The sequence below is a fragment of the Rubrivivax sp. A210 genome (genome assembly GCF_904426505.1).
Classification (GTDB): Bacteria; Pseudomonadota; Gammaproteobacteria; order Burkholderiales; family Burkholderiaceae_C; genus Rubrivivax.
In genome coordinates this window covers 60,210-82,514 of sequence record NZ_CAJGBN010000072.1, presented here as the reverse complement: position 1 = coordinate 82,514, position 22,305 = coordinate 60,210, and the positions used below count along the sequence as shown (strand labels likewise).

Genomic DNA, 22,305 nt, shown 5'->3' with positions numbered 1-22,305 from the left:
GCGCCGGCCATGAACCGCCGCCTGAGCCTGGCCCTGGCGGCCGGCGCCACCGCTCTGCTGCTGGCGGGCCTGCCCGCCCGCGCCGAAGACCTGGTGGCGGTGATCAAGGCGGCGCGGCCCTCGGTGCTGCCGGTGGGCACCTACAACGCCACCGACGCGCCGCGCTTCGGCTTTCGCGGCACCGGCTTCGTGGTCGGCGCCGGCAACTGGCTGGTCACCAATTTCCATGTGCTGCCCCCGGCCGCCGAAGTCGAAAGCAGCCAGTCGCTGATGGTGATGGCCTCGCGCGAGGCCGGCGCGGGCCAGTTGCGACGCGCCCGCCTGATCGCCGCCGACCGCGTGCGCGACCTCGTGCTGCTCGAGCTGGAAGGCCCGCCGCTGCCGGCGCTGGCGCTGGACGAGGCCGGCGCCGTGCGCGAAGGCCAGGCGGTGGCGCTGATGGGCTTTCCCATCGGCGGCGTGCTCGGCTTCGCGGCCGTCACCCACCGCGGCATCGTCGCCTCGATCACGACGGCCGCGCTGCCGGCGCCCAGCGCGCAGCAACTCGACGCACGCGCCGTGAGCCGGTTGCGCGAGGGCAATTTCGAGGTGCTGCAGCTCGACGCCACGGCCTACCCGGGCAACAGCGGCGGCCCGCTGCTCGACGCCAGCAGCGGCCGCGTCGTCGGCATCGTCAACCAGGTGCTGGTCAAGGGCAGCCGCGAGAGCGCCCTCACCCACCCCACCGGCATCACCTATGCGATACCGGTGCGCTACCTGCACGAGCTGCTGGCCGAGGCGGCAAGAAACCGCAAGTAGCCCAGGCGCGCGACCCGCGCGCCGCCGGCCTAGACCTTGTAGTAGCCGCGGTACCAGTCGACGAAGCGCGCCACACCGCTGCGGATGTCGGTGGCCGGCGTGAAGCCGACCCAGTCGCGCAGCGCGTCGACATCGGCAAAGGTGGCCGGCACGTCGCCATCCTGCAGCGGCAGCAGGTTCTTCTGCGCCTTGCGGCCGACGGCGTCCTCGATGCAGGCGATGTAGTCGAGCAGCTGCACCGGGTTGTGGTTGCCGATGTTGAAGACGCGGTAGGGCGCGTTGCTGGTGCCGGGATCGGGCGTGTCGGAGACATAGGCCGGATCGGGCTCGGCCTTGCGGTCCATCACGCGGATCACCCCCTCGACGATGTCGTCGACGAAGGTGAAGTCGCGCCGCATCTGGCCGTGGTTGAAGACGTCGATGGGCCGCCCTTCGAGGATGGCCTTGGTGAAGAGGAAGAGCGCCATGTCCGGCCGCCCCCAGGGCCCGTAGACGGTGAAGAAGCGCAGGCCCGTGGTGGGCAGGCCGAAGAGATGGCTGTAGGTGTGCGCCATCAGCTCGTTGGCCTTCTTGGTGGCCGCGTACATGCTTACCGGGTGGTCGACGCTGTCGTGCTCGGAGAACGGCATCTTCGTGTTGCCGCCGTAGACGCTGGAGCTGGACGCATAGACGAGGTGCTGCACGCCGCTGTGCCGGCAGCCCTCGAGGATGTTCATGAAGCCGACGATGTTGCTGTCGATGTAGGCGTGCGGGTTCTGCAGCGAATAGCGCACGCCAGCCTGGGCCGCGAGGTGGATGACGCGGTCGAAGCGTTCGGCGGCAAAGAGCGCTTCGATGCCGGCGCGGTCGGCGACATCCAGCTTGACGAAGCGAAAGCCCGGGTGAGGCGTCAGGCGCGCCAGGCGGTCGAGCTTGAGCTGGACCTCGTAGTAGTCGTTGAGGTTGTCCAGGCCGACGACTTCGTCACCGCGCGCCAGCAGGCGCAGCGTGGTCGTCATGCCGATGAAGCCGGCGGCGCCGGTGAGCAGGATTTTCATGGGTGGGCTTGGGCTTGGCGCGGCTCGGTGGACTGCAGGAAGCAGGCCGGAATGGGGCGCGCCGAATTCTGGCATGCGGGCGCGGAGGCCCGCGGTGGCGCCGCGGGCCACCCGCCCAGGAGTTCACGGCGCCTGCCTCAGGCTGGCGCTCGCGCCGCCAGCACCGTGCCGTGGCAGGAGCCGAAGCCAATGCGGCGCGCGCCCGCGCGCTGGCAGACGCCGCGCAGCACGACGGTGTCGCCGTCCTCCAGGAACAGGCGCTGCTCGCCGCCGGCCAGCGTGATCGCCTTGCGGCCGCCTTCGCTCAGCTCGAGCAGCGAACCGCCCTGCCCCGGTGCCGGCCCCGAGAGCGTGCCCGTGCCCAGCAGATCGCCGCTGCGCAGGTTGCAGCCGCCCACGGTGTGGTGGGTCACCAGCTGGCCCAGCGTCCAGTAGGCATCGGCCGCGTTGCTGTGCATCAGGCGCTGCGGCGCCTGGCGTGCCTGGCGCATGGCGGCCGTCTGCAGCCAGGCGCCGAGGCCGATGTCGAAGGCGCCTGCGGCGCGGTTGGCCGGGCTGTCCAGATAGGGCAGCGGCTGGGGGTCGCCGGCGGGCCGCACGAAAGGCCGGCGAAAGGGCGCCAGCGCGTCGAGCGTGACGACCCAGGGCGAGAGGCTGGTGCCGAAATTCTTGGACAGGAAAGGCCCCAGCGGCTGGTACTCCCAAGCCTGGATGTCGCGGGCGCTCCAGTCGTTGAGCAGCACGAGGCCGAACACGCGGTCCTCGGCCTTGGCCATGGGCACCGCCTCGCCCAGCGCATTGCCGCCGGCCACCAGCGCGCCCAGCTCCAGCTCGAAATCCAGCCGCCGGCTCGCGGCCAGCTCGGGCGGCGCCGCATCGGACGGCCTGATCTGGCCCAGCGGCCTCTGCACGGGCGTGCCGCTGACCACGACGGACGAGGCGCGGCCGTGGTAGCCCACCGGCACCCATTTGTAATTGGGCAGCAGTGGCTGGTCGGGGCGGAACAACCGCCCCACGGCGCTGGCATGGTGCAGGCCGCTGTAGAAATCGGTGTACTCGCCTACCGTGCAGGGCAGGGCCATCGCCGCCCCAGCGCGGGGCAGCAGGCAGGATTCGAGAAAAGGCCCCTGGTCGCTGCCGGCGGCCAGCGCATGGGAGAGCGCGGCGCGCACCGCCTTCCAGGCCCGCGGGCCGAGATCCATGAAGGCGATCAGGTCGCCCTCGGCCAAGGGCGCCAGCAGCGCATCAATGCCCTCGCCCCAGGGGCTGAGCTCGCGGGCCAGGCGCAGGTCCAGCACCTGGTCGCCAATGGCCACGCCCATGCGCAGCGGCTCTTCGGTGCCGACACGGCGAAAGCGCCCATAGGGCAGGTTCTGGATGGTGAAATCGGCGCCGGGCGCGTTGGCCGATTCGACCCAGCTCTGCAGCGCCGGGTCGTGGGTGGCGTCCAGCGCCGTCATGCCGGCACGGGCCCGGCGGCGGCCGGCCCCACGCCGGCACGCGCAGCACGCAGCGCCTGGCGCAGCACGCCAAGGTCGCCTATGTGGTTGGCCAGCAGCAGGATCAGGCGGGCGTTGACCAGCCGGCTCTCGGCGTCGCCGAGGTCGCGGTGAGCCTCCATCAGGATTTCGTAGAAATCGTCGCCGGGCGTGTAGGCCTGGCGCGGCACCTCGCCGGGCGTGCCGAAATGGGGCTGGGTGATCAGGTCACTCATGGCAGGTCACTCATCGCGCTACATCTCAGACTTGGGCGGTGGCGCGCGCCAGCGCGGCGTTCACCTCGGGCAGGCTCAGGTGGTGCCAGCGCGCGGCCACATGCTGGTCGGGGCGCAGCAGGTAGACGCTGCCGGGGCGGGCGCCGTAGCGGCGCGCCACCAGTTGGCGGTGGTCGAGCAGCACGGTGCAGCCGGCCGGCGGCTCGCCCGCGGCGTCACGGCTGACGATGAGCAGGGTGTGAACTGCCAGCGGCGCCCCTGCCAGCGCACGGATGGCGGCCTGGGCCGCGGCGTCTAGCGCCGTGGTGGGCGCGAAAAGCATCATCACGAAGCGCCCGCCGGCATGCTGCAGCAACCAGCCGTCCTGGCCCTGATGGCGCAGCGGCGCGTCTTCCATCGCCGAGCCCGGTGCCATGCGGCATTCGAAGACGGCCCGGTCGGGCGTGTTCAATGGCGAACGGCCGAGCTGGGCCGGCACCGAAAGGCGGCCGGAGTTGACCAGCAGGCGGGCGAAGGGGTGTTCGCGCGCCAGCGTCAGCACGGCGTCGCGGAAGTCCTTGGCCACCTGGCTCCTGGGGGTGATGAAGTCGGTCGAGCGTGTCGACTCGAGGATGTTCTCGTCGGCCGCGGCGATGCGCTCGTCGCTGTAGCTGTCGAGCAAGGCCTCGCTCGCGTGCCCCTGCAGCACCAGCGCGAGCTTCCAGCCCAGGTTGTCGGCGTCCTGGACGCCGGAGTTGGCGCCGCGGGCACCGAAGGGCGAGACCTGGTGGGCCGCATCGCCGGCGAAGAGCACGCGGCCGTGGCGCAGGCGCTGCAGGCGCCGGCACTGGAAGGTGTAGACGCTGACCCATTCGAGATCGAACTCGGCGTCGGGCCCCAGCATCGCATGCAGGCGCGGAATCACCCGCTCGGGCCGGGCTTCCAGTTCGGGGTCGGCGCCCCAGCCGAGCTGGAAATCGATGCGCCAGACGTTGTCGGCCTCGCGGTGCAGCAGCACGCTGCTGCTGGCCGGCGCGCCGGTGCCGGCCTGGGCGCCGGCGCCGGGGTGGAAGGGCGGCTCGAACCAGAACCAGCGCTCGGCCGAGTTGCCGGCGAACATGGGCTGCTTGAGCACCACATCGACGATGAGAAAGCGGTCGCGGAAGACCTTGCCCTCGACCTCCAGGCCCAGCATGGTGCGCACCGGGCTGCGCGCGCCGTCGGCCACCACCAGCCAGTCGGCCTGCAGCGCATAGCGGCCGTCGGCGGTCTGCACCTCGACGCGCACGCCGTCGTCCTGCGGCGCCACCGCAACGACGCGGTGCTTCCAGCGCAGGTCGATGAACGGCAGCGCGGCGGCGCGGCGCACCATGAACTCTTCGAGGTGGTACTGCTGCAGGTTGACCATGCCCGGCCGGTGGTGGTCGGGCTCGGGCTGCAGGTTGAAGCGGAAGACCTCTTCATTGCCGAAAAAGGTGCGGCCGATGTTCCAGGTCACGCCCTTGGCGGCGACGGCCTCGCCGCAGCCCAGGCGGTCGAGCACCTCCAGCGTGCGCTTGGCATAGCACAGGCCGCGCGAGCCGACGCTGACGGTGTCGTCGTCGTCGAGCAGCACCACCGCCAGGCCCTGCTGGGCCAGATCGATGGCCGTCGCCAGGCCCACCGGGCCGGCGCCCACCACCACCACCGGGTGGCGCGGCGTGGCGCCGGGGCTGTCGAGCTCGGCCGGGCGCCGGTAGGCGTAGCGCGGGTAGGTGTAGGTGCTGGGCATGCCGGCGCGGTCGTCAGCCGACCCGGAGCTTCGGGCGCGGATCGGCCGGCGGGACAAAGGCGGCTGGCGACATCGGGGGGCCTGGGCAGCGGGGACGGCGGGAGATATTAGCAGCGGGCATCGCGCCGCATCTGCCAACCTTTTACCAGCGCATAAAGCGCAGGAATGACCACCAGCGTCAGCACCGTTGATGACAACATGCCGCCCACCATGGGCGCGGCGATGCGGCTCATCACCTCGGAGCCGGTGCCGGTGCCCCACAGGATGGGCAGCAGGCCGGCCATGATGGCCACCACCGTCATCATCTTGGGCCGCACGCGCTCGACCGCGCCTTCCATCACCGCGCCGTAGAGATCGTCCGCCTGCGGCGCCCGGCCCTCGGCGCGGCAGCGGGCCTGCGCCGCCTGCCAGGCGTGGTCGAGGTAGATCAGCATCACGACGCCGGTCTCGGCCGCCACGCCGGCCAGCGCGATGAAGCCCACCGCCACCGCCACCGAGAGGTTGTAGCCGAGCGCCGCCATCAGCCAGACCCCGCCCACCAGCGCGAAGGGCACGGAGAGCATCACGATCAGCGTCTCGGTCATGCGGCGGAAGTTCAGGTAGAGCAGCAGGAAGATGGTCAGCAGCGTCACCGGGATCACGATCTTCATCTTCTCGACCGCGCGCTCCATGTACTCGAACTGGCCGCTCCAGGTGATGTAGTAGCCGCTCGGGAAGGCCACCGCCTCGGCCACCGCCTTGCGCGCATCGGCCACGTAGGAGCCGATGTCGCGGTCGCGGATGTCGACGAAGATGTAGGCCGAGAGCAGCGCGTTCTCGGTGCGTATGCCCGGCGTGCCGCGCTCGACCACGATGCGCGCCACCTGGCCCAGCGGCACCATGCCGCCGTCCATCGTGGGCACCAGCACTTCGCGCTCGATCTGCTGCGGGCTGCTGCGCAGCTCGCGCGGGTAGCGCACGGTGACACCGAAGCGCTCGCGCCCCTCGACCATGGTCGTCACCATCTCGCCGCCCAGCGCGGTGCCGATCACGTCCTGCAACTCGCCCACCGAGAGGCCGTAGCGCGCCAGCTGGGCGCGGTTGGGCTCCACCGTGAGGTAGCTGCCGCCGGTGATGCGTTCGGCGAAGGCCGAGGTCGTGCCCGGCACCTTCTTGACCACGGCCTCGATCTCCTTGGCCAGGCGCTCCATCTCGGCCAGGTCCTTGCCGAAGACCTTGATGCCGATGGGCGTGCGGATGCCGGTGGACAGCATGTCGATGCGCGCCTTGATGGGCATGGTCCAGGCGTTGGAGATGCCGGGGAACTGCAGCGCCTTGTCCAGCTCGGCGATGAGCTTGTCGGTGGTCATGCCGGCGCGCCATTCCGATTCGGGCTTGAGGTTGATCACCGTCTCGAACATCTCGGTCGGCGCCGGGTCGGTGGCGGTGTTGGCGCGGCCGGCCTTGCCGTAGACCGAGGCCACCTCGGGAAAGCTCTTGATGATCTTGTCCTGGGTCTGCAGCACCTCGGCGGCCTTGGTGATGGACATGCCCGGCAGCGAGGCCGGCATGTAGAGCAGCGTGCCCTCGTTGAGCGTGGGCATGAACTCGCTGCCCAGGCGCGAGGCCGGCACCCAGGAGGCGGCCAACACCGCCGCGGCGATGAAGATGGTGAGCAGCTTCCAGCGCATCACGCCGGCGATCAGCGGCCGGTAGGCCCAGATCAGGAAGCGGTTGACCGGGTTCTTCGCCTCGGGCATGACCTTGCCGCGGATGAAGAGCAGCATCAGCACCGGCACCAGCGTCACCGAAAGCATGGCCGCGCCGGCCATCGAGAAGGTCTTGGTATAGGCCAGCGGCGAGAAGAGGCGCCCCTCCTGCGATTCCAGCGTGAACACCGGCAGGAAGGACACGGTGATGATGAGCAGCGAGAAGAAGAGCGCCGGCCCCACCTCCTTGCAGGCCTCGAGCATGGCCTCGGCACGCTCGGCGGTCGTGTGCTCCTCGGGCAGGCGCTCGAGGTGCTTGTGGGCGTTTTCTATCATCACGATGGCAGCGTCGACCATGGCGCCGATGGCGATGGCAATGCCGCCCAGGCTCATCAGGTTGGAGTTCATGCCCAAGAGGCGCATCGCGATGAAGGCGATCAGCACGCCCACCGGCAGCATCAGGATGGCCACCAGGGCCGAGCGCACATGCAACAGGAAGACCACGCAGACCGCGGCGACGATGAGGCTTTCCTCGATCAGCGTGCGCTGCAGCGTGGCGATGGCGCGGTGGATGAGGTCGCTGCGGTCGTAGACCGCTTCTATGCTCACGCCCGCGGGCAGGCCGGCGGTGATCTCGGTGATCTTGGCCTTGATGTTGCTGATCACCTCCAGCGCGTTCTGGCCGTAGCGCGACATCGCGATGCCGCTCACCACCTCGCCCTCGCCGTTCAGCTCGGTGAGGCCGCGGCGCTCGTCGGGTGCCAGCTCGACACGCGCGATGTCGCGGATCAGCACCGAGGTGCCGCGGTCGTTCTTCACCACCAGCTGCTCGATGTCGCCGCTGCCGCGCAGATAGCCCTTGCCGCGCACCATGTACTCGGTCTCGGCCATCTCGACGACGCGCCCGCCGACATCGCGGTTGGAATCGCGGATGACCTGGCCCACCTTGGCCAGCGAGATGCCGAAGCTGCGCAGCTTGAGCGGGTCCACCGTGACCTGGTAGGTCTGCACGAAGCCGCCGATGGAGGCCACCTCGGCCACGCCGTGGGCCTTGGTGAGCTGGTAGCGCACATACCAGTCCTGGATGGTGCGCAGCTCGGCCAGCGTCTTGTTCTTGGCCAGCAGCGCGTACTGGTAGACCCAGCCGACGCCAGTGGCATCAGGCCCCAGCGCCGGCGACACGCCCTTGGGCAGGCGGGCGGCGGCGAAGTTGAGGTATTCGAGCACGCGGCTGCGCGCCCAGTAGATGTCGGTGCCGTCCTCGAAGATGACGTAGACGAAGGAGGCGCCGAAGACGGAGAAGCCGCGCACGACCTTGGAACTGGGCACGCCCAGCATGGCCGTGGTGAGCGGGTAGGTCACCTGGTCTTCCACCACCTGCGGCGCCTGGCCGGGGTATTCGGTGTAGACGATGACCTGCACGTCGGACAGGTCGGGCAGCGCGTCCAGCGGGGTCTTCATCACCGCGACGACGCCGGCGATGACGATGAACAGCGTCGCCAGCAGCACGAGGAAGGGGTTGCGGCCCGACCACTGGATGATCCTGGTCAGCATGGCGCTTCCTTCAGTGGCCGGCGTGGCCGCTCTTGGGGGCGGGAGCGGGGGCCGGCATGGGCGTCGCACCGTCCTTGGCCGGCGGCGCCGCCGCAGCGGCGCCAGCAGGCGTGAGGCTGGTGACCACCCACTCGCCCGGCTTGCGCTCGACGAACTCGAAGCTCACCGCGACGCCGGGCTTGAGGTCCTTGAGCAGGGCCGCGTTCGCGACCTTGAAATCCATCGTCATAGCCGGCCATTGCAGCGTCTCGACGGCGCCGTGGTGCAGGGTCACGGTGCCGGCGGCGGCGTCGAGCGCGTCCACCGTGCCCTGGGCCTTGTGCCCCACCGCGCCCGGCGCGCGGCCGGCGCTGGGTGCCGCCGCAGCCCCGCCCAGGCCGCCGATGGCGGCCTTGAGGTTGCTCTCGGCATCGAGCAGGAAGTTGGCGGCCACCACCACCTTCTCGCCCTCGCCCACGCCTTCGAGCACCTCGTCGTAGTGCTCGCCGCGCTCGCCCAGCTTCACCTCGCGCGGCTCGAAGCGGCCTTCCGCCAGCTGCACCAGCACGATGCGGCGCGTGCCGCTGTCGATGACAGCTGAATCGGGGATGGTCAGCACCGGCTTCTGGCTGCCGACCTGCAGGTCGACCTGGGCAAACATCGCCGGCTTGAGCAGCTGGCGCGGATTGGCCAGCTCGATGCGCACCGGCACCGTGCGCGTCTCGGCCTTGAGCGTGGGATAGATGTAGGTGACGGTGCCGTCGAAGACCTGGTTGGGGTAGGCGTTGAGCCGCACGCGCGCCCGCGCGCCCGGCTTCACCAGGGCCAGGTCCTGTTCGAAGACATCGGCCATCACCCACACCGACGACAGGTCGGTGACCTGGTAGAGCGCCTCGCCCGGCATGAAGCGCATGCCCTGCAGCGCCTTCTTCTCGGTCACGATGCCCGACACCGGCGAGCGGAAGGTGACGGTGCGCCTGACCTCGCCGGTGCGCACCAGGGCCTCCACCTGCTCGGCCGAGAGATCCCAGTTGCGCAGCCGCGCCAGGGCGGATTCGGCGAGCTGCTTCATGCCGGCCTGGGCCTCGCCGCCGGCAGCCTTCATGGCCTGCACGCCCTGCATGGCAATGGCGTACTCGCGCTGGGCCGACACCAGCTCGGGGCTGTAGACCTCGAACAGCGGCTCGCCGCGCGTCACCGGCTGTCCGGTCACGTTGACGTGCAGGCGCTCGACATAGCCCTCGAACCTGGGCGCGATGGTGGCCATGCGGCGCTCGTCGGGCTCGACCCGGCCCGAGGCGCGCACCGTGCGGCCCAGCAGGCGCCGGCTCGCGGCCTCGGTGCGCACGCCCAGCTTCTGCACCTTCTCGGTGCTGATGCGGATCTGGCCGGCGCCGCCCGGGGTGCCGGGCTGGGCCTGCTCTTCGTCCTCGCCGTCGTAGACCGCGATGTAGTCCATGCCCATCTGGTCTTTCTTGGGCACGGGGGACTTGTCGTCCAACCCCATGGGGTTGCGGTAGTAGAGCAGCTTGCGCGCCTTGGGCGCGGCGACAGCGGATGCGGCGGAGCCGGCGGCGCTCAACCCGGGAGACACGGCAGGGCTGCCGCGGCCGGCGACATAGCCCAGGCCGCCGACGGCGGCCAGGGCGAGCACGGCAATCAGGGTCTTGCTTGCGTTCACAGCGCTTCTCCCACCAGTCGTTCGATCTCGGCCAGGCGCATCTGCGCCTCGACCTGCAGCTTGAGCCTGTCCTGCCGCGCCTTGCGGATCTGGCGCTGGGCGTCGAGCAGGGTCGCGAAATCGACCTTGCCGTTCTCGTAGGCGGCCAGCGCCGAGGAGAGGCTCAGCTCCGATTGCGGCAGCAGCTGGCTGGTGATCAGCGCCTCGCTGCGCCGCGCGGCATCGATGGCAGATAGGTTCTCGCCCAGCTCGCCCAGCAGCTCGCTGGCCAGGGCCTGGCTGCGTGCGCGCGCCGCGCCGGCCATGGCATCGGCCTCGCGCTCCTGGGCGCGGCGCGACTCCTGCTGCAGCGGGATGTTCATCTCCACCATCAGGCCCCAGGCCATGACGCGGCCGCCCATCTGCGTCGGCGAGATGCCCACCGCCACGTCGGGCCAGCGGTTGCGCCGCACCAGCTCGCGGTTGCGCTCGGCGCCCTGCAGCCGCGCTGCTTCGGCCTTGAGCGCGGGATTCGCGGCGCGGGCGCGCTCGGCCAGCGCCATCGCATCGCGCACGCTCACCTCGGGCAGCGGGCGCATCGCCTCGGGCTCGGCCAGCGGTGCCGCCGGCTCGCGTGCCAGCAGCGCATTGAGCCTGGCGCGCAGCATGCGCTTGTCGTTGTCCAGCGCGATCAGCTCGGCGCGCATCGCCGTCTGTTCCAGCTGGGCGCGGATGGCGTCCTGCTGCGCCACCAGGCCGCCGGCATAGCGCGCCTGCGCCAGCTGCTCCAGCCGCGCCATCAGGTCCACCACTTCCAGCGTCAGCCGCTCATTGGCCGCCGCCTGGTAGTACTGGGCATAGCCGGTCTTGATCTTGGCCGCCAGTTCGGTCCAGGCCACGGCACTGCGCGCCTGGGCCTGGGCCACGTCGGCCGCGGCAACCTCCTGCCTCAACCCGCGCTTGCCCCAGGCCGGCAGGCTTTGCAACAGCGTGTACTTGATCTCGCCCACCTTCCACGGCAGCGGGCCGGGACGCTCGCCCAGGCCACCGTTGTTGCGGCTGGTGAGGTTTTCCAGCTCCACGCGCAGCATGGGGTCGGGCAGGGCGCCTGCCGGCTGCACGCGCTGCGCGGCGGCCTCGGCCTCGGCGCGCATGGCCGCGAGTTCGGGGCTCTGGGCGCGGGCGTGGTCCAGCAGGCTCTCCAGGCTGGCGCCCAGATCGGCGGCGCCAGCGGGCCCGGTCAGAAAGGCCAGGCACAGCGCGGGCCAGAGGCGCCGGCGCGGAACGGAAGGGGACATGGAAGCTTCCTTCGCATTCGATGAAGCGCCCCTCGGGGCCGAGGGGGCCGGAACTGCAGGCGGGCAGGGACGGCGCGGTGGCCGCCCGCGCGCTACCGCGTCAGGCGAAGAAAGGCGATGGCAACGGGAATGCGCGCACCGGCCCCGGCAGGGCCGGACTGGCGCGGGGCTGGCGGTGCGTGGAGGGCGGCCTGCACGGCCAGCGAAAGCGCCGGGGGCGGCGCCATCCACACCACCGCGGCTGCGGCGGCAGGCGCGGTCTGGGCGGCAGCACTGGCGCTGGGCACACCGGCCGCTTCGACCTCGCAGAACTTCTCGCACGACGGGTTGGCCGCATGCGCGGGCGGCGCCTCGTGAACGAAGGCGGCGCTCAATTCATCGACCGCGGGCGCCACCCTGCAAGGCGTGGCGGCGGCGCCCTGGCTCAGTTCATGGCCGACGACGCAGCCATGCACCGAACCGGCGCCAAGCGCGAACAACCACACCGCCAGCATGATGCGGGCCAGGCTGCGCAGGCGTCGACGCGCGCCGAACATGGCGGCCTCAGCCGGGGGTGGAGAGAGGGAACACCGGCGCATCATAGGCCGGCCGCCGCCGCAGCGCCCTTGACCCGAGTCAAGGGCTGCCGCGCAGCCAGGCACGCTCCGGCCCCGACAACAGGCGACCCAGGCGCGGCCCCAGCCAGGCATGGCCGCTCACCAGCACGATGCCGGCCAGCACCAGCGCCGCGCCGGCCACGAAGCCGGGCTCCAGCGGCTCGTTCAGCAGCCAGACGCCGAAGGCCACGCCGAACAGCGGCGTCATGAAGGAGCACACGCCCAGCTGCGAGGCGTGGTAGCTGCGCAACAGGCGAAACCAGAGCAGAAAGCTCGCGAACGAGACGATGACAGCCTGGAAGGCCAGGTGGCTCCACACCCACGGCGTGGCCTCGAAGCGGGCCTGGCCCAGCAGCGGCGCCGCGGCCCCCAGCAGCACGAAGGCGGCCAGCAGCTGGTAGAGCAGGGTCTGGCTGGCCGGCGCCGCAGCCAGCCGCGTGCTGCGCAGCACCACCGTGGTCGCACCCCAGGAGGCGCCCGCCAGCAAGCCCAGCAGATCGCCCCACAGCATGGCCGCACTGCCGGCCGAGCGCGGCGCGCCGCGGCCGAGAAAGGCCCAGGCGATGCCCGCCATCGCCAGCGCGATGCCGGCCCACTGCAGCGGCCGCAGGCGCTCCGACGGCAACCGGCGGTGCAGGCCCAGCGCGGCAAAGACCGGCGCCGTGTAGAGAAAGACCAACAGGTGGCCGGCGCTGGTGTGGCGCAGGGCCTCGCAGACGAGCAGGTACTCGAGCGCGAACAATGCGCCGACCGCGAGCCCCGGCCGCCAGGGGCCGCCGCGCAGCGCCAGCTGCTCGCCGCGGGCCGCCATCAGCAGCGCCACCAGGGCGGCGGCAATGCCCGAGCGCAGCGCGATCTGCAGCATCGGCGAGAAGGCATCGGCGCTGGCCTTGAGCGCCACCTGCTGCAGGCCCCAGACCATGCCGAGGCCGGTCATCAGTGCCAGGGCGGGGGCGTCGACGGCCTTGCGGGAGTTCATGCGGCACAGTTCGGGTTTGCGAGGGGCTCGATTGTGGAATGTCACCTTCCCTGCAGATAGCGGAATTCGGACAATCGATGCCTCTGCCCCGCCATCTGCCGCATCCCTCCTCGCCCCCTGCCCTGTTGGCCGATCCCATGCGCGCACCCGCCCGCAACCTGCGCCAGCCGCCCTTCAGCGACGCCCTGCCGGCACCGATCTGGTTCCGCGCCGCCGCCGTGCCGCGCGACACCACCTACCCGCGCCACCGCCATGCATGGGGCGAATTCGTCTACGCCTTCAGCGGCGTGATGGAAATCAAGCTGGCCGACCGCCACTTCCTGGCGCCGCCGCACTACGGCGTCTGGCTGCCGCCCGAGGTCGAGCACCTCGGGCTCAACCGGCTCGAGGCCTGCCACTGCTCGCTCTACATCGAGGCCGAGCACTGCGCCGGGCTGCCCGACACACCTTGCGCCCTTTCGGTGCGCCCGCTGGTGCGCGCGCTGCTGGAGCACCTGCGCGAACACACGCCCGGCCTGCCACGCGGCCACGGCGACGAGCGCCTGCTGCAGGTGCTGGTCGACCAGCTGGCACAGGCGCCGCGTGCCGGCAGCTACCTGCCCGGCAGCGACGACCCGCTGCTGGCACCAGTGCTGCAAACGCTGGAGGACGAGCCGGGCGACAACCGGCCGCTGGCCGAGTTGGCACTGGCGGCCCACACCACCGAGCGCACCCTGGTGCGGCGCTGCCAGCGCGAGCTCGGCATGCCCTTCGCCGAATGGCGCCAGCGCCTGCGCGTCGTGAAGGCGCTGCCGCGGCTGGAGGCGGGCGAGAAGGTCGAGGCCATCGCGCTTGACCTCGGCTATGGCGGCGCCTCGGCCTTCATCGCGATGTTCCGCCGCTTGATGGGCGTGACGCCCGACGAATACCGCAAGGGAGCGGCGCGCCCATGAACAGGCCCTGGGCCGTGCGCGCGTTCGATGCCCTGCGGCGCCAGGGCTGCAGGGCCGCCGCCGCACTGGCGCTGCTGGCGGCCTGCATGGCGCCGGCCGGCGCCGCACCGGGCCTGACCCTGCACGTCGGCGTCTACGAGAACGCGCCCAAGATATTCACCACCACGGACGGCAAGCCGGCCGGCATCATGGTGGAGTTGCTCGAGGCCATGGCCGAGCGCGAGCAATGGCAGTTGGTGTTTCAGCGCTGCGCCTGGCAGGAATGCCTGCGCCAGCTCGAGGCCGGCAGCCTGGACCTGTTGCCCGATGTGGCCTACAACGCCGAGCGCGAGCGGCGCTTCGATTTCCACCGCACGCCGGCGTTGCACAGCTGGTCGCAGATCTACCGCCGCGACGGCGTCGCCATCGAATCCATCCTCGACCTGCGCGACAAGCGCGTTGCCCTGCTCGGCGGCAGCATCCAGCAGCAGGGCCTGGAGGCCCTGCTCAAGGGCTTCGACGTCCCCATCACGCTGAGCAAGGTCGACTCGGTGGACGCCGCCTTTGCGCTGGTGGCCGCCGGCAAGGCCGACGCCGCCGTGGCCAGCCACCAGTTCGGTGCGTTCAAGGCGCGCAGCTACCGCCTCGTCGAGACGCCCATCGTCTTCATGCCCTCGAGCCTGTTCTACGCCGCCGGCCAGGGCCGCCACGCCGAAGTCCTGCAGCGCATTGATGCCCACCTCGAGGACTGGCAGCACGACACCGGTTCGCTCTACTTCCTCACCATCCGCAAATGGGGCGGCCAGGCCCCCGAGGCCTTCATTCCGGGCCCGGCGCGAACGCTGCTGGCAGCGCTGGCGGCCATAGGCCTGGTGCTGACGGGCGGCGTGCTGCTGTTGCGCCAGCAGGTGGCGGCCAAGACGCGCGAGCTGGCCAACGTCAACCGCCAGCTCGAAGTCACGCTGCAGGCCATCCCCGACCTGATGTTCGAGGTCGACAGCGACGGCCGCTACGTCGCGGTACACGCGGTGCGCCCCGACCAGCTGGCGGCGCCCGCCAGCACCCTGGTCGGCCGCACGGTGGCCGAGGTGCTGCCACCCGAGGCCGCCGCCGGCTGCATGGCAGCGCTGCGCGAGGCGGTGCAGGACGGCTATTCGGCCGGCCAGCAGATCCTGCTGCCGCTGCAGCCCGAGCCCCGCTGGTTCGAGCTGTCGGTGGCGCGCAAACCCGACGACGGCAGCGGCGGGCCGGCCCACTTCATCGTGCTCTCGCGCGACATCACGCCGCGCAAGCGGGCCGAGGCGCGCGTGCAACGCCTGGGCCGGCTCTACGAGACACTGAGCCACTGCAACCAGGCGGTGGCGCAATGCCGCACCGAGGCCGAACTGCTGCAACGCGTCTGCCACGACGCGGTGTACTTCGGCGGCCTGGTGATGGCCTGGATCGGCGAGCTCGACGCCGACGGCCGGCTGCAGCCGATAGCCAGCCATGGCGAAGGGCTGGAATACCTGGACGGCCTGGAGATCTCGATCAGGGCCGACGTGCCCACCGGCCGTGGCACTTCGGGCATCGCGATGCGCGAGGACCGGCCGGTGTGGAGCCAGGACTTCTCCACCGATCCGATGTCCCTGCCCTGGCGCGAGCGCGCAGTGCGCTTCGGCTGGGCCGGCGTCGCCTCGCTGCCGCTGCACCGGCGCGGGCAGGTCTGCGGCGCCATGGCCTTGTACGCACGGGAGAAGGGCGCCTTCGACGCCGACGCCCAGGCCCTGCTGGTGCAGATGGCGGCCGACATCGACGCCGGCATCGAGCGCTTCCGCCAGGCCGCCGAACGCGAGCGGCTGGCCGAGGCCATCAAGCTCAGCGAGGCCAAGTACCGCGAGCTGACCGAGACCATCAAGGACGTGATCTGGACGCTCGACCCCTACACGCTGCGCTTCCTCTACGTCAGCCCCTCGGTCCTGCGGCTGCGCGGCTGCACGCCCGAGGAAGTGATGGCCGAGCCCATGGACGCCGCGCTCACGCCCGAGGGCTCGGCGCGCGTGCGCGCCGCCATCGCGCGCAACCTGGCCGAGTTCGAGGCCGGCCGTCGCGGCCCGCATGACGTGAACGTCGACGAGATCGAGCAGCCCCGAAAGGACGGCACCACCGTCTGGACGGAAGTCGTCACCAATTACGCGCGCAACCCGCGCAGCGGCCGCGTGGAGCTGCGCGGCGTTACGCGCGACATCTCCGAGCGCAAGAAGGCCGAGGCCCAGATCCGCCAGCTGGCGATGTTCGACCAGCTCACCGGCCTGCCCAACCGCGCCCATCTGAAAGAGCGCTTCGACTACGCCCTCAACCTGGCCGAGCACCACGGCCAGCCGCTGGCCGTGGTCTTTCTCGACATCGACCGCTTCAAGGACATCAACGACAGCCTGGGCCACGACGTGGGCGACCAGCTGCTGGTGGAGGTGGCGCGGCGCCTGGCCGAGGGCATGCGCGCCAGCGACACCGTCTCGCGCCTGGGCGGCGACGAATTCATCCTCGTGCTGCCGCAGACCGATGCCGACGGCGCGGCGCGTACCGCGACAAGGCTGTTGCAGGCCATCGCGCGGCCGGTGCGACTGGGCAGCCACGAGCTGCGCACCTCCACCTCCATCGGCATCGCGATGTACCCCGAGGACGGCACCGACATCGACACCCTGTCGCGCTGCGCCGACGCCGCGATGTACCAGGTCAAGCGCGACAGCCGCAACGGCTACCGCTTCTTCACGGCCGAGATGCAGGTGCGCTCGGCGCGCACGCTGCAGCTGTCCACCGCGCTGCACGAGGCGCTCGACCGCGGCCAGCTTTCGCTGCACTTCCAGCCCCAGCTGGCGCTGGCCGACGGCCGCGTGATCGGCGCCGAGGCGCTGCTGCGCTGGCAGCACCCGCAGCTGGGCTGGATCTCGCCGGGCGAGTTCATCGCCATCGCCGAAAGCAACGGCCTCATCCTGCCCATCGGCGAATGGGTGCTGCGCGAGGCCGCGGCGCAGGCGCGCGACTGGATGGAGCGCGGCCTGCCGCCGCTGGTGGTGGCCGTCAACGTCTCGGCAGCACAGTTCCGCCAGGCCCACCTGCCCGAGCTGGTGAGCCGCATCGCCACCGAGGCCGGCATCGCGACCACCCAGCTGGGCCTGGAACTCACCGAGGCGGCGGCCATGAACAACCCGCGCGCCGCCGTCGCGATGCTGGACGACCTGGCCGGGCGCGGCCTGCACCTGTCGATCGACGACTTCGGCACCGGCTACTCGTCGCTGAGCTACCTCAAGCGCTTCAAGGTACATGTGCTCAAGATCGACCAGTCCTTCGTGCGCGACCTCGGCGCCGACCCCGAGGACCAGCAGATCGTCATCGCCATCATCAAGCTGGCGCACAGCCTGGGCATGCGCACCCTGGCCGAGGGCGTGGAGACGGCGGCCCAGCTCGAGTTCCTGCGCTGCCAGGGCTGCGACGAGGTGCAGGGCTATTACTTCGGCCGCCCCATGCCGGCAGCCGAGTTCGAGGCCTGGCTGCAGCGCCACGCCAACGCGGAACGGCCGGCCGAGGCCGCAGAGCTGGTTGCGGAAGGGGCTGCCGAGGGAAGCGGGCGCCGCGGCCCTTGACGCCGGCCCGCCACCAGTAACGGTGGTTGCGGAAAGCGACCGCCACCGGGCACGCACACGGCGGACGCGTACAAACCGTTGCAGCGGCAGCCCCGTGGGCGGCAGCGCGCCACCTAGGATCGCCCTGCCCCGCGCCACCCCGGCGCTGTGAAGGAGCCCGCTTGTCTTTCGTGATGATCGCCGCCGGCCAGGGTGCGCGCGTGCGCACGCTGGCAACCCGCCACCTGGCCGCAGCCGCCGGCGTGGCCGCCCTGCTGCTGCTGGGCGCCGGCGCGAGCCTGGGCTACTGGCTGGCGCCGCGCGGCGGCAGCGAGGCTCCGCTGCCGCTGGACGCCTCGGCGCGCCACTTCACGCTCGAGCAGTTGGGCGCGCTGTCGGGCCGGCTGTTCAAGCTTGAAAGCCAGGCCAGCCAGCTGGGGCAGCGCATAGGGCTGATGCCGGCGCCCGAGACACCCGCCAAGGCCGCGCCGGTGCAGGCGCCGCAGCCGGCGGTTGCCTCCTCGCCCGCGGCCGGCAGCGGCGGCCCGCTGCTGCCGCCCAAGCCACTGCCGGGTCTGGACGAGCTGGGCGCGCTGGACGAGCAGCTCGCGCGCCTGGACCGCCACCTCGCCGCCGTCTCCAGCGCCGTCGCGCTGCGTGCCAGCGATCTGCTGCGCCTGCCCACGCGCTGGCCGGTGGAAGGCGTCGAGATCGTCTCGCCTTTCGGCAACCGCCGCGACCCCTTCACCGAAGCCCATGCCTTCCACGCCGGAGTCGATTTTGCGGCGCCGCCGGGCACGCCGATCCTGGCCGCCGCAGGGGGACGCGTGGTGGTGGCCGGGCCGCGGCCGGAGTTCGGCCTCACGGTCGAGATCGAGCATGGCAACGGCCTGCGCACGCGCTATGCCCATGCCATGGCGCTGCTGGTGGGCGTGGGCGATGTCGTGGGCCAGGGCGAGGCCATCGCCCGCGTGGGCAGCAGCGGGCGATCCACCGGCCCTCATCTGCACTTCGAAGTGCTGCGCAACGACGCCGCGGTCGACCCGCGGCGCTGGCTCGCGCAGCGCCCCTGATGCGGCTGCGCGCAGGCCGCCGTCAGGGCCTGGATCTCTCGCGCGCCGGCCTCGTCGTCGCGGCCGCGCCAGGGCGGCGGCGTCTCGTCGTCGCGGCACTGGCGCTCGCCCTGGCCTACGCCGCCGGTGCCGGCACGGCAGCGCTGCGGCTGCACGAGCCGGCCGACCCGGCCGAGGCCGAGCAGCGGCAGCAGATGCTCGACCAGCAGCGCCTGGCCCAGGCGCTGGCGCGCGCCCATGCCCAGGAGCTGGAGCGCCAGATCGAGACCCTCAACCAGCAATTGCGCGCCTGCCAGGAGGAACTGACGTTCTTTCGCCGCACGCGCGATGCCAAGCGATAGGACGCCATGTTCGGCAAAGCCAAACCCCAAGCTGCCATCAAGCTGAACCAGCTGTCCAGCCTGGTGGCCGCGGATGTCGAGATCGACGGCGACCTCGTCTTCGTGCGCGGCCTGCGCATCGACGGCCGCGTGCGTGGCCGCGTCACCGGCCTGGCCGGCGATGCCGGCACGCCGGCCCTGCTGGTGCTGTCGTCCAGCGGCCGCATCGAGGGCAGCGTGTACTGCGGCAACGCCCTCATCGGCGGCTGCATCCAGGGCGACATCGAGATCGAGCAGTTCGTCGAGCTGCAGGCCGGCGCCCGCATCATCGGCACGCTGCGCTACCGCCGGCTGCAGATGGAACTGGGCGCCGTGGTGCAGGGCCAGCTGGTCTGCATCGCCGACGCCGAGGCGGCCGGCCAGGTGGTGGAGATCGGCGCGCCCGGCCTGCCGCTGGGCGACGGGGTACGCCTGCCCATCAGCTGAGGCGCAAAGGGCGCACCTCCAGAGGCCCGTCGTCAGCGCACGGGTTTCGGCCGCCGCTCAGTTGACGTGCAGCACCCGCATGCCGAGCTGGCCGCCGCCCGCCCGCTCGAGCACGCGCACCGTGGCCTGGCGGGGCGTGAAGCCTTCGGGCAGCGGCAGGCTGCCGCGCACCACGCCCTGACGGTCCAGCGCCAGCTTGACTGGCGGCAGCTCGAGCGCGCGCTCGCCCGCCCCCGCACCCGCCGACCCGGTGACGACCAGCTGCATCACGCCCTGCAGCGCGCCGCGGCGCTCGTGGCTCAGCGCCACGCTGTATTCCAGGCTGCCGCGCTGGGCCGCCAGGCGCGCCGCGCGCACCGCCACCTGGCCTTCGCGCGGGTCGGGCGGCAGCGCGTCGAGCGCGAAGGCGAGGTCGGCATTCAGGCGCTCGGCCGCTGCGCGCCCGGCGGCGGCGCCGGTCAGCAATGCATCGCGCTCGCGCTTGAGCGCCTGCATCGCCTGTGTGGCCGTGCCCAGCTCAGCTTGCAGGCGGCGGCGGTCGGCGACGGCCTGCGCATGGTCTTCGCGCAACTGCTGCGATTCGCCGGTGGACAGGCGCGGCGGCAGCACGCGCTCCTGCAGGTAGATGACGCCGGCCGCACCGGCGGCCAGGCCCAGGAGCAGAAGCAGCAGCCAGCGCGGGATGCGGCGGCGCTTGCCGCGGCCGCGGTAGGGATCGAAGACAACGGGCCTCGACGAACTTGCGAACATGCCGGCATCAGGGGTAACCAGGAAGCCGGCGAGCTTAGGCGCTGTGGCGCCCGCCCTGGAAACACCATGCAACCGCCCCGAAAGCAGGCGGCGCGTGGGGCTCAGCCGTTCAGGGGCTCCACCGCCGGCGTCGCCAGGTCACGGCCGACCGCGGCGCGGGCGTAGAAGTAGTTGTTGCGCGCCGACTCGGAGAGCTGGTCGAGGTTGACCTGGCCGCAGGGATCGCAGGGAAAGCTGTAACCGCGGCGGGCGTTGAAGAGCGATCGGAAACGCAGTTCGTAGGCTGCTCGGGCGGAAGCGCTGCTCGACGAAGTGTCCACGGCCATCTCCTGAAGTCCCCCGGTCTGCACCGGTGATGCGACAGAGCAGGCGGGGCCGCTTCTGATGCACCCCTTGCTTCGGGGGCCGGCCCTGCCGGCGCGGCACGCCTCTGTCTTGCATCCAATGTAGGCAGCGCGGCGCCGACTCCACATCCCGCGGAAGAGGGGGAACCTCCCCCCGCTTCGTGAGGGAAGGCGCAGGTACGGCCTCTGGCTGTGTCTGGACCCGGAGCTACGCCCGCGAGCGTGGCCGCTTGGCAGCGGGTGCAGCGAAGACCTTGCGCTGCTGCGCGGTGCGCTCGAACTGGCGTGCGATGCTGCCGCAGACCAGGTCGCATAGCGCATAGACCGACTCGTCAGCAATGCTGCAGTAGGCGCTGTTGCCACGGCTTTCGCGCGCCACCAGGCCGTGCTGGACCAGCAATCCGAGGTGGCGCGAGATGTTGGCCGAGCTGCAGCCGCAGAGCTGGGCCAGTTCGCCCACGCTGCGCTCCTGCTGGCGCAGCAGGTTGAGGATCTGCAGCCGCGTCGGCTCGGACAGGGCCTGGAAATAGGCCGCCACCTGCACCAGCGCTTCTTCGGGAAGACCATCCATGCTCGGGCACGACGGGAGTGGGGGAGCCGCCATCATGCCCGAGGCGCCGGCTCTTTGCTTGTCCATGAGCATGATCATACTTGACTATTTAGCTGCGTGCGCAAATAATGAGTTCACGCCATCGCACGTCGCCCCTGTGAGCCCCTCCATGACCCTGCTCCAACTCCACCTCGTACCGGCCGTGCTGGCCACCGTGCTCGCGCTGGCCATGCCTGCGGCCCAAGCCGCCGGTCCGGCCCTGGCGGCTGCGCCGGCCCAGGCCGCCACCGGCGAGAGGCTGGCGGCCTTCGACGGCGCCGTCGAAGCGGTGCGCCAGGCCGTGGTGGCAGCCCAGGTGGCCGGCGCCGTGGTGCAGCTTGACGCCAAGGTGGGCGACCGCGTCGCCGCCGGCCAGCTCTTGCTGCGCATCGACGCCCGTGCCGCCGAGCAGGCCGCGGCGGCCGGTGACGCTCAGGTGCAGGCGGCGCGCGCCGGGCTTGAGCTGGCCACGCGCGAGCTCGAGCGCCAACGCCAGTTGCTGCAGCAGAACTACATCAGCCGCGCCGCCTTCGAGCGCGCCGAGGCCGAGTTCAAGTCCACCCAGGCCCAGGCCAGCGCACAGCTGGCCCAGGCCGGCGCGACGCGCACGCAGAGCGGCTTCTACCTCGTGCGCGCGCCCTTTGCCGGCATCGTGTCAGAAGTGCCGGTGGCACTGGGCGACATGGCCATGCCGGGGCGACCCCTGGTGACGATCTACGACCCGACGGCGCTGCGCATCGCCGCCGCCGTGCCGCAATCGGCGGCGCCTGCGGCCGCCAGGCTGCCGCGCGTCGAGTTGCCCGGCCTGCCGCCTCCGGCCGGCCCCTGGGTCACGCCCACGCGCGCCCAGGTGCTGCCGACGGTGGATGCCGCCACCCACACCGTGCTGCTGCGCGCCGAGCTGCCGCCGCGCCTGGCCGGCGTGGTGCCGGGCATGTTCGCGCGCCTGTGGCTGCCGCTGGGCACGGCCGCGGCCGGCACGGTCTCGGTGCCGGCCACCGCCATCGTGCGCCGCGCCGAGATGACCGGCCTGTATGTGCTGGGTGGCGACGGCCAGCCCCTGCTGCGCCAGGTGCGGCTGGGCCGAACCGAGGGCGAGCGTATCGAGATCCTCTCGGGGCTGACCGCGGGTGAGCGCGTCGTCGCCGACCCCCAGGCCGCAGCCCGCGCACGTTGA

General features: G+C 71.5%; 19 protein-coding genes. 7 read left to right on the top strand and 12 right to left on the bottom strand.

The window, feature by feature from the left end; translation table 11 throughout:
- The first annotated feature begins 9 nt into the window (after positions 1-9).
- On the top strand, positions 10-798 hold the full coding sequence (locus JMV16_RS23560; protein WP_201496775.1) for a serine protease: 789 nt from the start codon (positions 10-12) through the stop codon (positions 796-798).
- A 29-nt stretch (positions 799-827) separates the two neighbouring features.
- Here JMV16_RS23560 and JMV16_RS23555 read toward each other — a convergent pair whose 3' ends face one another.
- The 9 genes from JMV16_RS23555 to JMV16_RS23515 all read right to left on the bottom strand — a co-directional run bounded on the left by JMV16_RS23555 (position 828) and on the right by JMV16_RS23515 (position 13,053).
- Positions 828-1,835 carry an NAD-dependent epimerase gene (locus JMV16_RS23555; protein ID WP_201496774.1) on the bottom strand — a complete coding sequence of 336 codons (1,008 nt, stop codon included), beginning with the start codon at positions 1,833-1,835 and terminating at the stop codon, positions 828-830.
- Between the two features lie 137 nt (positions 1,836-1,972).
- A complete protein-coding gene (gene fahA, locus JMV16_RS23550) occupies positions 1,973-3,295 on the bottom strand; it encodes a fumarylacetoacetase (RefSeq protein ID WP_201496773.1) in 1,323 nt (440 codons plus the stop codon).
- Positions 3,292-3,549 carry a DUF2783 domain-containing protein gene (locus JMV16_RS23545; protein ID WP_201496772.1) on the bottom strand — a complete coding sequence of 86 codons (258 nt, stop codon included), beginning with the start codon at positions 3,547-3,549 and terminating at the stop codon, positions 3,292-3,294. The genes fahA and JMV16_RS23545 overlap by 4 nt, the downstream gene beginning before the upstream one ends.
- A 25-nt stretch (positions 3,550-3,574) precedes the next feature.
- A complete protein-coding gene (locus JMV16_RS23540; protein ID WP_201496771.1) occupies positions 3,575-5,299 on the bottom strand; it encodes an FAD-dependent oxidoreductase in 1,725 nt (574 codons plus the stop codon).
- A gap of 107 nt (positions 5,300-5,406) precedes the next feature.
- Positions 5,407-8,541: an efflux RND transporter permease subunit gene (locus JMV16_RS23535; RefSeq protein ID WP_201496770.1), complete on the bottom strand. Its 3,135-nt coding sequence runs from the start codon at positions 8,539-8,541 to the stop codon at positions 5,407-5,409.
- Between the two features lie 10 nt (positions 8,542-8,551).
- The gene (locus JMV16_RS23530) at positions 8,552-10,201 is read right to left on the bottom strand and encodes an efflux RND transporter periplasmic adaptor subunit (RefSeq protein WP_236580677.1); all 1,650 of its coding nucleotides are present in this window, start codon (positions 10,199-10,201) and stop codon (positions 8,552-8,554) included.
- Positions 10,198-11,478 carry a TolC family protein gene (locus JMV16_RS23525; RefSeq protein WP_201496769.1) on the bottom strand — a complete coding sequence of 427 codons (1,281 nt, stop codon included), beginning with the start codon at positions 11,476-11,478 and terminating at the stop codon, positions 10,198-10,200. Before JMV16_RS23525 ends, JMV16_RS23530 begins: the two co-directional genes overlap by 4 nt.
- Positions 11,479-11,570: 92 nt before the next feature.
- Positions 11,571-12,014 carry a hypothetical protein gene (locus JMV16_RS23520; protein ID WP_201496768.1) on the bottom strand — a complete coding sequence of 148 codons (444 nt, stop codon included), beginning with the start codon at positions 12,012-12,014 and terminating at the stop codon, positions 11,571-11,573.
- Between the two features lie 79 nt (positions 12,015-12,093).
- Positions 12,094-13,053, bottom strand: coding sequence for a DMT family transporter (locus tag JMV16_RS23515; RefSeq protein WP_201496767.1), 960 nt, complete (start codon positions 13,051-13,053; stop codon positions 12,094-12,096).
- A gap of 137 nt (positions 13,054-13,190) precedes the next feature.
- On the opposite strand from JMV16_RS23515, the gene JMV16_RS23510 reads away from it, so the two are divergent.
- From JMV16_RS23510 to JMV16_RS23490, 5 genes are all read left to right on the top strand, one after another.
- A complete protein-coding gene (locus JMV16_RS23510) occupies positions 13,191-13,985 on the top strand; it encodes an AraC family transcriptional regulator (RefSeq protein ID WP_201496766.1) in 795 nt (264 codons plus the stop codon).
- Entirely contained in the window at positions 13,982-17,587 is a 3,606-nt protein-coding gene (locus JMV16_RS23505; RefSeq protein WP_201496765.1) for an EAL domain-containing protein, read from the top strand. The genes JMV16_RS23510 and JMV16_RS23505 overlap by 4 nt, the downstream gene beginning before the upstream one ends.
- A gap of 170 nt (positions 17,588-17,757) precedes the next feature.
- Entirely contained in the window at positions 17,758-18,639 is an 882-nt protein-coding gene (locus tag JMV16_RS23500) for a M23 family metallopeptidase (protein ID WP_236580682.1), read from the top strand.
- Positions 18,639-18,980, top strand: coding sequence for a hypothetical protein (locus JMV16_RS23495; RefSeq protein WP_201496763.1), 342 nt, complete (start codon positions 18,639-18,641; stop codon positions 18,978-18,980). Before JMV16_RS23500 ends, JMV16_RS23495 begins: the two co-directional genes overlap by 1 nt.
- 6 nt (positions 18,981-18,986) lie before the next feature.
- Entirely contained in the window at positions 18,987-19,445 is a 459-nt protein-coding gene (locus JMV16_RS23490) for a polymer-forming cytoskeletal protein (RefSeq protein ID WP_201496762.1), read from the top strand.
- 57 nt (positions 19,446-19,502) lie between these two features.
- Here the strand turns inward: JMV16_RS23490 and JMV16_RS23485 are convergent, their stop codons facing one another.
- From JMV16_RS23485 to JMV16_RS23475, 3 genes are all read right to left on the bottom strand, one after another.
- Entirely contained in the window at positions 19,503-20,195 is a 693-nt protein-coding gene (locus JMV16_RS23485) for a hypothetical protein (RefSeq protein WP_201496761.1), read from the bottom strand.
- A gap of 101 nt (positions 20,196-20,296) precedes the next feature.
- Positions 20,297-20,515, bottom strand: coding sequence for a hypothetical protein (locus JMV16_RS23480; RefSeq protein WP_411565064.1), 219 nt, complete (start codon positions 20,513-20,515; stop codon positions 20,297-20,299).
- A gap of 232 nt (positions 20,516-20,747) precedes the next feature.
- Positions 20,748-21,110 (bottom strand): ArsR/SmtB family transcription factor, encoded by a 363-nt coding sequence (locus JMV16_RS23475; RefSeq protein ID WP_201496759.1) that lies wholly within the window; start codon positions 21,108-21,110, stop codon positions 20,748-20,750.
- Positions 21,111-21,258: 148 nt separating this feature from the next.
- Between JMV16_RS23475 and JMV16_RS23470 the strand changes: the two genes are divergently transcribed.
- Positions 21,259-22,305, top strand: a complete 1,047-nt coding sequence (locus JMV16_RS23470; RefSeq protein WP_236580676.1) for an efflux RND transporter periplasmic adaptor subunit — start codon at positions 21,259-21,261, stop codon at positions 22,303-22,305.

Bases quoted from the DNA above. Each gene is read 5' to 3' on its own strand.
- JMV16_RS23560 (WP_201496775.1), top strand. From the start codon at position 10: ATGAACCGCCGCCTGAGCCTGGCCCTGGCGGCCGGCGCCACCGCTCTG.
- JMV16_RS23555 (WP_201496774.1), bottom strand. From the start codon at position 1,835: ATGAAAATCCTGCTCACCGGCGCCGCCGGCTTCATCGGCATGACGACC.
- fahA (WP_201496773.1), bottom strand. From the start codon at position 3,295: ATGACGGCGCTGGACGCCACCCACGACCCGGCGCTGCAGAGCTGGGTC.
- JMV16_RS23545 (WP_201496772.1), bottom strand. From the start codon at position 3,549: ATGAGTGACCTGATCACCCAGCCCCATTTCGGCACGCCCGGCGAGGTG.
- JMV16_RS23540 (WP_201496771.1), bottom strand. From the start codon at position 5,299: ATGCCCAGCACCTACACCTACCCGCGCTACGCCTACCGGCGCCCGGCC.
- JMV16_RS23535 (WP_201496770.1), bottom strand. From the start codon at position 8,541: ATGCTGACCAGGATCATCCAGTGGTCGGGCCGCAACCCCTTCCTCGTG.
- JMV16_RS23525 (WP_201496769.1), bottom strand. From the start codon at position 11,478: ATGTCCCCTTCCGTTCCGCGCCGGCGCCTCTGGCCCGCGCTGTGCCTG.
- JMV16_RS23520 (WP_201496768.1), bottom strand. From the start codon at position 12,014: ATGTTCGGCGCGCGTCGACGCCTGCGCAGCCTGGCCCGCATCATGCTG.
- JMV16_RS23515 (WP_201496767.1), bottom strand. From the start codon at position 13,053: ATGAACTCCCGCAAGGCCGTCGACGCCCCCGCCCTGGCACTGATGACC.
- JMV16_RS23510 (WP_201496766.1), top strand. From the start codon at position 13,191: ATGCGCGCACCCGCCCGCAACCTGCGCCAGCCGCCCTTCAGCGACGCC.
- JMV16_RS23505 (WP_201496765.1), top strand. From the start codon at position 13,982: ATGAACAGGCCCTGGGCCGTGCGCGCGTTCGATGCCCTGCGGCGCCAG.
- JMV16_RS23495 (WP_201496763.1), top strand. From the start codon at position 18,639: ATGCGGCTGCGCGCAGGCCGCCGTCAGGGCCTGGATCTCTCGCGCGCC.
- JMV16_RS23490 (WP_201496762.1), top strand. From the start codon at position 18,987: ATGTTCGGCAAAGCCAAACCCCAAGCTGCCATCAAGCTGAACCAGCTG.
- JMV16_RS23485 (WP_201496761.1), bottom strand. From the start codon at position 20,195: ATGTTCGCAAGTTCGTCGAGGCCCGTTGTCTTCGATCCCTACCGCGGC.
- JMV16_RS23475 (WP_201496759.1), bottom strand. From the start codon at position 21,110: ATGGATGGTCTTCCCGAAGAAGCGCTGGTGCAGGTGGCGGCCTATTTC.
- JMV16_RS23470 (WP_236580676.1), top strand. From the start codon at position 21,259: ATGACCCTGCTCCAACTCCACCTCGTACCGGCCGTGCTGGCCACCGTG.